Here is a 4,528-nt window from a genome sequence, read left to right on the forward strand (position 1 = left end):
ATCCTGATCATCAGCCACAGCCTTGACCAGGTCTTCAGGCTGTCTGATCGCATCTGCGTCCTGCGCCGGGGCAAACAGATCGGCGTCCGCACCACGCGCGAGACGGACAAGAACGAGATCGTCTCCATGATCACGGGCGTAGCAGCCTAGGGGCGGGAGAGTTTGCCTCCAGGCCCCGGTAGGGAATTGCAACCGGAATTCACCAACTCAAACCAGACTTGGGTGTTTCCGGATCTGTGAGGTTTCGATTGCGGCTTGCACGCAAGGTGCTCCGGAAGGCCGCCGCTGCATCTTGCGGCCTGCCGGAATCTGTCCGACCAAGTGCATCTTGGAAGCAGTCAGCTTTTGGATGTTCAATCGATTCCGATTGAACATCCGCTGATCTAGGCGGACCGGGAGGTCAGGGCCGGAGCCGAGGACAGGCTTTCGAGCAGGATCGCGACGGCTTCCGCCCCCGGGTCGTTGTGGCCCGACAGGCTGGATTCTGAGACATAGGAGGCCCGGCCCGCGCGGGCTCTCGTGATGCGGGCGGTCGCATCCGCCCCCTGGCGGGCTTCGGCAGCGGCTGCCTCGATGCCGTGTTCAAGGGCATTCAAGGCCGGCAGCAGGGCGTCGATCATGGTCCTGTCTCCCGGTTTTGCACCGCCCACCTGCATCACCCGGTCAAGACCGGCCTTCAGCGCGCCGATCGCATCCCTCCCACTGGAAGAGGCATCGCCGGCGGCGGCGAAGAAGATCGCCAGCAGCACGCCGGACGAGCCGCCCATGGTCTGGCTGAGTTCCAGTCCGATAGCCCGGTAAAGCTGCGTCAGATCCGCAAGCGGCATCCGGTCGAGCGCCTTGATGAGCGCGCGCGCGGCCGTTGCCAGCGTGCTGCCGGTGTCGCCGTCCCCGGATTTCAGGTCGAGCGCGTTCAATTCGTCCTCGGCGTCGATCAGGATGTTGCAGCACCGCTCGATAAAGGCCGCCGTTTCCGGGTTCTTGGACGGCAACGGCTGGATCGGCGACAGGCCGTCCGGCAACGGCAGAACCGCAACGGGACCGAGGGAAAGGCAGCCCGGCCACGCATGCGGAGCAACAGGCGCCTGGAGCAGCGCCTCCTCCGTCTTGCCGACGGGCAGCAGGGATACGGAGAAGCCGTGCATGTCCAGAGAGGTCATCATCGCCGACGGGCCGATCATCCAGCGGATCTGGCTGCCGATGCGCGACACGGTCAGTTCTTCCAGAAGAACGCCCATTTCCAGCGGCGTGGTGCTGCCGAGATTGTTGAGCAAGGCCACATGCGGTCCCGGTGCCAGGTTCGGTTCAAGCTTGTCGACCACCATGGCCATGGCTGCCCTGGCGTTGGAATAATCGACCTGCTCGATGCCGGCCTCGCCGTGAATGCCGAGGCCAAGTTCCGCCTTGCCTGCTTCGATCCGGTCTTCCTTCGGAGCGCCCGGGATGGTGCAGGTATCAAGCGACATGCCGATGGAGATCGCCCCCTTGATGACCCGGTTCGCCGCTTCCGTGATCGTGCCGAGATCGGCCCCCTGGTCGGCGAGCGCACCTGCGATCTTGTGCACGAAGAGCGTTCCGGCCACGCCGCGCGCCTGCGGCAGGTCCGGCAGGGCGACGTCGTCATCGACGATCACCATGTTGACCTTCAGGCCGAAGGCCCGCGCGCGTTCCGCCGCCAGGCCGAAATTCAGCCGGTCGCCGGTATAGTTCTTGACGATCAGCAGGCAGCCCGCCTTGCCGGTCACCGCCAGAATTCCGGCCAGCACCGCATCGACCGAGGGAGAGGCGAAGACCTCGCCGCAGACGGCTGCCGTCAGCATGCCCTGGCCGACAAAACCGGCATGGCTCGGCTCGTGGCCGGAACCGCCGCCGGAGACCAGCGCCACCTTGGACTTGTCCCAGTCGGTCCTGACGACCACCTTGATGTGCGGATAACCGTCGAGACGCGCCAGGCGCCCGCCCGCGGTCCTCAAGGTGCCGTCGATCGCCTCGGTGACGAGGGCTTCCTTTGTGTTGATGAATTGCTTCATGTCCCGTCTCCTCAGGCAATACGTGCGCCGCTGGCGTCAAAGAAAAGCGGATTACGCGGCTGAATGGCGACCGTATCGCCCGGCTCGTAATCCCTGTCGGTTTCAGAAAGGGTGACGATGCTGTGGCCCTCCAGGTTCAGATGCAGGCGAATCTGGTCGCCCAGATGTTCGACCCGCTTCACCGTCGAGGACTGGCCCTCGCCTTGCGAAATGTGTTCGGGCCGCAGGCCTATCGACTTTGCCCCCGCAGGAGCCCCGGCGAACATGTCCGCCGGCAGCACGTTGATCCGCGGCTGGCCCAGCCGTCCGGCCACATAGAGATTGACCGGGTTTTCATAGATCTCGCGCGGCGTTCCGAACTGCACCAGGCGGCCGTGATCAAGAACGCCGACATGGGTCGCCATGGTCATCGCCTCGATCTGGTCGTGCGTGACGTAGAGCAGCGTCGCGCCGAGGTTGTCCTGGATGCGCTTCAGTTCGATCCTGAGGTCGGAACGCAGCTTCGCATCGAGCGATGACAGCGGCTCGTCCATCAGGTAGATCGAAGGATCGCGCACCAGCGCCCGACCGATGGAAACGCGCTGCATTTCCCCACCGGAGAGGTTCGTCGCCTTGTTCCCCAGCTTGTGGGAAATCCTCAGGACTTCCGCGACTTCCTCTACCCTGCGTTCGATCTCGTCTTCCGGTGTCTTCAGAAGCGGTGAGCGCAAGGGAAAGGCCAGATTGTCCTTAACACTCAAGTGCGGATAGAGCGAATATTGCTGGAACACCATCGCCACATTGCGCTGCGCCGGCGTGTCGCCGGTCACCGACCGCCCACCGATAAGGACATCCCCTTCATCGGGACTTTCCAGTCCTGCGATCAGCCGCAGGATGGTCGTCTTGCCCGCACCCGTCGGCCCCAGCAGCGTGACGAAGGCACCGTTCGGGATGTTCATGCTCACCTTTTCGACAGCAACCGTGTCGCCGAAGGTCTTGGTGAGACCGGATAGCTTGACCTCAGCCATGTGCGAGCACTCCCTCGTTCAGTTCCGAGCGCAGGGCCCGGCCCGACTGATTGTCGAACAGGGTGACGGTGGCACCGTTGAACTCCAGCCCGACGAATTCACCGGGGCGAACCTTCTGGTCTGAAGGGATCCGGGCCTTGAGTTCGCCGCCATCGGTTTTCAGCGTGACGATCTGCGTCGTGCCGAGATATTCGGCGGCGATCACCTCGCCGCGATAGGTCCCGATGTCGCTCAAGGAGATATGCTCCGGCCGGATGCCATAGACAAGATCGCCCTCGAAGGGTTCCTGTGCGAGCGGTATCGAAAGGTCCTCGTGATGCATCTTCACGCTTGAAGACCCGGCATGTACCTTGCCGTGGAACCTCAGGAAATTCATGGAGGGCGAGCCAATGAAGTCGGCGACGAACATGGTCGCCGGTTTGTCGTAGATATCCTGCGGCGTGCCGAACTGCTCGATGACGCCGTGGTTCATGACGACGATCTTGTCGCCCATCTGCATGGCTTCCAGCTGATCGTGGGTCACATAGACGGTGGTGGCCCCCATGCGATCATGAAGCGCGCGCAGTTCCTCCGCCATATGCTCGCGGAATTCCGCATCGAGCGCGCCGAGCGGTTCGTCCATCATGAAGGCCTTGGGATCGCGCACGATGGCACGACCCAGCGCCACGCGCTGACGGTCGCCGCCCGACAGTCCGCTCACCGGCCGGTCGAGAATATCGCGGATGCCGAGGATGCGGGAAACTTCGTCGACCTTTTCGGCGACCTGCGCCTTCGGCATGCCCTGGCTGACCAGCGGATAGGAGATGTTCCTGCGCACGTTCATGTGCGGGTAGAGGGCGAACATCTGGAAGACGAAGGCAATGTCCCGCTTGCTTGCCGGTTGCCGGCCGACTTCCTCGCCGTCGATATAGATTTCGCCGGCGGTCGGCAGTTCCAGCCCCGCAATCATGCGCAGGGTGGTGGTCTTGCCGCAGCCGGAGGGACCCAGCAGCATGAAGAATTCGCCGTCCTCGATCTTGAATGAGGAGGACTGCACGGCGGTGAAGTCGCCGAACTCCTTCCTCAGGTTTCTGATGACAATCTCGGCCATGGCAGTCACTCCGGAAAGTGGCTGACGACGATGAACATCACCGTTCCGGTCAGCGTGACAATGAAGGAATAGGTGTAGGCCCACAGAACCAGCGGCTGCATCAGCATGATCACGCCGACGGCGATCAGGATGGAGGCCAGCATTTCCCAGGCCCCGCGGCGGAAGTGGACGATGCCATGGACGAAGTCGCTCATCATTTGCGAACCGCTCCGAAGGTGATGCCGCGCAGAAGATGCTTGCGCAGGAGAATTGTGAAAACCATGACCGGCACGAGGAACAGGGTTGCGCCTGCGGCCACCGCCGGCCAGTCCTGGCCGCCGACACCGATGATGGTCGGGATGAAGGGAGGCGCCGTCTGCGCCGTCCCCGAGGTCAGCAGCACCGCAAAGGCGTATTCGTTC

The 4,528-nt window shown here is 63.1% G+C and carries 4 protein-coding genes and 1 pseudogene; all 5 read right to left on the reverse strand.

What is annotated here, in order from left to right:
- Positions 1-383: 383 nt before the first annotated feature.
- On the reverse strand, positions 384-2,030 hold the full coding sequence (locus tag ACQY7U_RS13575) for a dihydroxyacetone kinase subunit DhaK (RefSeq protein WP_428645267.1): 1,647 nt from the start codon (positions 2,028-2,030) through the stop codon (positions 384-386).
- Between the two features lie 11 nt (positions 2,031-2,041).
- On the reverse strand, positions 2,042-3,037 hold the full coding sequence (locus ACQY7U_RS13580; RefSeq protein WP_428645269.1) for an ABC transporter ATP-binding protein: 996 nt from the start codon (positions 3,035-3,037) through the stop codon (positions 2,042-2,044).
- On the reverse strand, positions 3,030-4,127 hold the full coding sequence (locus ACQY7U_RS13585) for an ABC transporter ATP-binding protein (protein ID WP_428645271.1): 1,098 nt from the start codon (positions 4,125-4,127) through the stop codon (positions 3,030-3,032). The genes ACQY7U_RS13580 and ACQY7U_RS13585 overlap by 8 nt, the downstream gene beginning before the upstream one ends.
- Positions 4,128-4,132: 5 nt before the next feature.
- A complete protein-coding gene (locus ACQY7U_RS13590) occupies positions 4,133-4,321 on the reverse strand; it encodes a hypothetical protein (RefSeq protein ID WP_248154508.1) in 189 nt (62 codons plus the stop codon).
- Positions 4,321-4,528 (reverse strand): annotated as a pseudogene (locus ACQY7U_RS13595) (carbohydrate ABC transporter permease); the annotation flags it as partial. The pseudogene ACQY7U_RS13595 and the gene ACQY7U_RS13590, both read right to left, overlap by 1 nt.

Origin of the sequence: Roseibium sp. (assembly GCF_050301095.1) — a bacterium.
GTDB lineage: Bacteria > Pseudomonadota > Alphaproteobacteria > Rhizobiales > Stappiaceae > Roseibium.

What these genes read in the sequence shown, in the direction of transcription:
- ACQY7U_RS13575 (WP_428645267.1), bottom strand. Translation starts at nt 2,030, where the DNA reads ATGAAGCAATTCATCAACACAAAGGAAGCCCTCGTCACCGAGGCGATC.
- ACQY7U_RS13580 (WP_428645269.1), bottom strand. Translation starts at nt 3,037, where the DNA reads ATGGCTGAGGTCAAGCTATCCGGTCTCACCAAGACCTTCGGCGACACG.
- ACQY7U_RS13585 (WP_428645271.1), bottom strand. Translation starts at nt 4,127, where the DNA reads ATGGCCGAGATTGTCATCAGAAACCTGAGGAAGGAGTTCGGCGACTTC.
- ACQY7U_RS13590 (WP_248154508.1), bottom strand. Translation starts at nt 4,321, where the DNA reads ATGAGCGACTTCGTCCATGGCATCGTCCACTTCCGCCGCGGGGCCTGG.